Source organism: Motilimonas eburnea, assembly GCF_021295345.1.
Classification (GTDB): domain Bacteria; phylum Pseudomonadota; class Gammaproteobacteria; order Enterobacterales; family CBDFNC01; genus Motilimonas; species Motilimonas eburnea.
Map to the genome: position 1 here is coordinate 1 of NZ_JAIMJB010000041.1, position 3089 is coordinate 3089.

5 protein-coding genes and 1 pseudogene are annotated in these 3089 nt (G+C 41.7%); 1 reads left to right on the forward strand and 5 read right to left on the reverse strand.

Going from position 1 to position 3089, the window contains the following annotated elements:
* Positions 1-630 precede the first annotated feature (630 nt).
* Both K6Y21_RS20870 and K6Y21_RS20875 read right to left on the reverse strand, forming a co-directional pair.
* The gene (locus K6Y21_RS20870) at positions 631-900 is read right to left on the reverse strand and encodes a Txe/YoeB family addiction module toxin (RefSeq protein WP_233073875.1); all 270 of its coding nucleotides are present in this window, start codon (positions 898-900) and stop codon (positions 631-633) included.
* Positions 893-1147 carry a type II toxin-antitoxin system Phd/YefM family antitoxin gene (locus K6Y21_RS20875; protein WP_233073876.1) on the reverse strand — a complete coding sequence of 85 codons (255 nt, stop codon included), beginning with the start codon at positions 1145-1147 and terminating at the stop codon, positions 893-895. Before K6Y21_RS20875 ends, K6Y21_RS20870 begins: the two co-directional genes overlap by 8 nt.
* 165 nt (positions 1148-1312) lie before the next feature.
* Between K6Y21_RS20875 and K6Y21_RS20880 the strand changes: the two are divergent.
* A pseudogene (locus K6Y21_RS20880) lies at positions 1313-1828 on the forward strand (transposase); the annotation flags it as partial.
* A 33-nt stretch (positions 1829-1861) separates the two neighbouring features.
* Here the strand turns inward: K6Y21_RS20880 and K6Y21_RS20885 are convergent.
* From K6Y21_RS20885 to K6Y21_RS20895, 3 genes are all read right to left on the reverse strand, one after another.
* A complete protein-coding gene (locus K6Y21_RS20885; protein ID WP_233073877.1) occupies positions 1862-2149 on the reverse strand; it encodes a type II toxin-antitoxin system RelE family toxin in 288 nt (95 codons plus the stop codon).
* Entirely contained in the window at positions 2139-2390 is a 252-nt protein-coding gene (locus tag K6Y21_RS20890) for a type II toxin-antitoxin system Phd/YefM family antitoxin (RefSeq protein ID WP_017038856.1), read from the reverse strand. Before K6Y21_RS20890 ends, K6Y21_RS20885 begins: the two co-directional genes overlap by 11 nt.
* Positions 2391-2563: 173 nt before the next feature.
* Positions 2564-2983 carry a hypothetical protein gene (locus K6Y21_RS20895; protein WP_233073878.1) on the reverse strand — a complete coding sequence of 140 codons (420 nt, stop codon included), beginning with the start codon at positions 2981-2983 and terminating at the stop codon, positions 2564-2566.
* Positions 2984-3089: the final 106 nt, after the last annotated feature.

The window sequence follows — 3089 nt, forward strand, 5'->3', positions numbered from 1 at the left end:
CAGCCAGCGGATGCATTCATACCTAAACTATCAAAGCCCCAATGAATTTGAGCGCATTGATAAACCATTAAAAGAAGTAGCTTAACGAACTTAACTAGGGTGACCGAATTCAGTTGACCAGGTCACCGTTTTACCATTCCCCAGCTAAGAGTCACACATCCTCCTTCTAACTCATAACCACCACAGGCAACCACTTCGTCATTTACAAGGACGACAAAGTACGGTAACCGACAAGCATGAAACTCAAGAAAATCTGTGAAGTACTTACGTTCACACTCAGCGAAATACTTGCCCAAATTGCTATCGAAGATGGCTACACACTGGCTAAAGTGTGCCTTATTGTAACTTTCAATAATCATCCTACATCCTTTCTACGGTGGTAGACAACACACAAGCAAGAGATAACACATTGATGAGGATAGCGTTTACAACATGATCACCCCTTGCATCCTTCCCGCTCGCCTTGAGAAATGTGCTCAGGGGCGGCACGGCTAACACCACATCGCGTAATTTACTTAATAAGGAAAGAATCGAGCACATCGAGGCTCCGGGCTTGTCCAACAACCGAATAAGGTGTCGGCTGCGCGACATCTATTCTTATTTGTTAGATGCCAGATCACTGAGCCTGATTTAGTAATGGTAACGACACGAAATTATCGTTATCGCTTGATCATCAACTGCATAAACAAGCCTGTTGGTATCGTCAATACGGCGAGACCAAAAACCAGATAAGCTCTCTTTTAACGGCTCAGGTTTACCAATGCCCTCAAAAGGAGAACGCTTAACATCATTGATGAGTTTGTTGATACGCTTAAGCGTTTTTTTGTCTTGCGTTTGCCAATACAGGTCGTCACCCCAAGCGTCGTCAGTCCATGACAGTAAGCGTTGACTGCTACTCATCAATTAAATCTCGTGCGGTTGTTTGACCAGCACGATACTGTGCAATTGAGCGATTTAGGTGTTCAGCATTTTGAGGAGAGCGTAGTAAGTGAACGGTCTCCATTAGGCTATTGTAGTAATCTAAAGACATAACCACAGCATCTTCAGAATCACGGCGTGTAATGATGGTTGTATCTGCGTCATTAACTACACCGTCCAAAACAGCTTTGAGACTATTTCGAGCTTCAGTAAAAGATACGATTCTCATAAGAACCTCCATATGTACATTTAATGGTACAAGTATAGTCTTCACTCACATAGTTGTACAGTAAATTGAACATGCGATGTTAATAAGGCAACTAACGCCCAATTAAGTTGTGAGCAACGCTGACACAAAGCCTAAACACTTCGCCGTAATCACTAAACCAATTGAAACCGAATGCAAATACTGCCCAAGACGCTACATTCGACCATCAAACCAATGCTTACAGCAATGAAAAATCAAATCACAAGGCTAGAAGAAAAACTCGTCAAGCTCATTGAAGATAACCCTGAGTATCAAGCCAAAAATACTATCTTGCAAAGTGTGCCCGGCATTGGAAACATCGCTGCTGCATCGATAATTAGCAACGTCCCTGAACTGGGTTATATCACGAATAAGCAGGCAGCTTCACTTATAGGTGTAGCGCCTATAACTCGCGAAAGTGGGCGATATAAAGGTAAGCGAGTTATCCAAGGAGGGCGGGCTCAAGTACGAACCGTTTTGTACATGGCGATGATGTCAGCCATGCAATGTAATCCTGTTTTTAAGGCGGCCTACACACGGCTGGTTGACGCTGGGTAACCGAAGAAAGTCGCGATCATTGCCTGCGTGCGAAAGGTGGTAGTAATACTAAATTCGATGTTAAGAGACGGCGTCATGTGGGATGAAAACACCGCTAAAAATTAGCTATTGACGCCATAGTCGTTTGTTATGCTGCTGTTACGAGAACCTCGATGCTAACTTTTTATACACTACATCTTTGTCTCGTTTTCCAATAGCCAACACATACACCACGATTTCGTCGTCAATGACTTCATAGGCTAAACGATAACCTGCTGTACGCAGTTTGATCTTATAAACTGAATCATAACCACGAAGCTTAGACGAAGGGACGTGCGGATTTTCTAGGCGTTCTTTAAGTTTCTTTTTGAACTGACTTTGAATTGGTGGAGCTAACTTGCTCCACTCTTTCTGTGCAGCAGGCAGAAATTTAAGCTTATAAGTCATCAATATCTACTTCCACCGCTTCAGAGAGCTCACCGCGACGGCTTTCGACTAGTTTAGCAAGCTCATAATCATCGAGCATATCCATTAAAAACTCATAAGTTTCTGCAGGTACTAGATAAGCTGCTGGTTTATTGTGGTTTAGGATAGCAATAGCAGAGCCATCTGCTTCGTTTAACAAAGCTGTTGGATTTTTCTTTAACTCAGAAATACTTGCTGAACAATCAGCTAAAACCTGTCTCATAACAACACCAATTAAGTATTCAAATAAGTGCCAATTTTAGACCTTATTTTTAGTCTTGGCTAGAAATTTATGATTGCAGCATAACGCCCGCAGCAACGGCAGGCTAAAGTGGCGCGGCTTTTGGTACAAAAGGCGTGACGCTTTTGACTGTCCGATTGCCTGCGCTTGTTAAATCATGTGACTGAATTGATTTGCTGCTCTTTAAGCTTTTCTGCCAATAAACCATATAAATTTGATATTTCTCGATGAATGTTTCTTCCACTTTTTTTGGTTATTGCTATGTCATCTGAATCGACAAATTTTTGCAAATCTTTATCAACGCTTTTGCTGAATGTCGTTATCGTTTCTTGCTGAAAATGCTCACCAAACTCTGAAAGCATGTTTATAACTTTCTGAATCAATTTCGCGTCTTCAGTTTTATTAACACCCGCAAGTGCCTCGACAGATGATGTACAATATTTATCCATTGCATCACGTGCCGCGATTAACGTAGGTTTAAACTCTGCTAGTTCAGATGTTTTTCTAAAACTTATAAGTTCTTCCCTAATTTCTTCCGATTTGTCGGAGTAACCCCAGGGCAAGATCGCGAACATTTTTTAAACAATTATTAGGTTTTATTTGACCCCCAAGTACGATCGTGATCTTATACTCATTTTGCGCGAGTATGACATGTATCTTGAAGCCTTTACCTCTCACTTT

Excerpts from the sequence above, each read along its gene's own strand:
- K6Y21_RS20870 (WP_233073875.1), bottom strand. The coding sequence starts at position 900 with ATGAGTAGCAGTCAACGCTTACTGTCATGGACTGACGACGCTTGGGGT.
- K6Y21_RS20875 (WP_233073876.1), bottom strand. The coding sequence starts at position 1,147 with ATGAGAATCGTATCTTTTACTGAAGCTCGAAATAGTCTCAAAGCTGTT.
- K6Y21_RS20885 (WP_233073877.1), bottom strand. The coding sequence starts at position 2,149 with ATGACTTATAAGCTTAAATTTCTGCCTGCTGCACAGAAAGAGTGGAGC.
- K6Y21_RS20890 (WP_017038856.1), bottom strand. The coding sequence starts at position 2,390 with ATGAGACAGGTTTTAGCTGATTGTTCAGCAAGTATTTCTGAGTTAAAG.
- K6Y21_RS20895 (WP_233073878.1), bottom strand. The coding sequence starts at position 2,983 with ATGTTCGCGATCTTGCCCTGGGGTTACTCCGACAAATCGGAAGAAATT.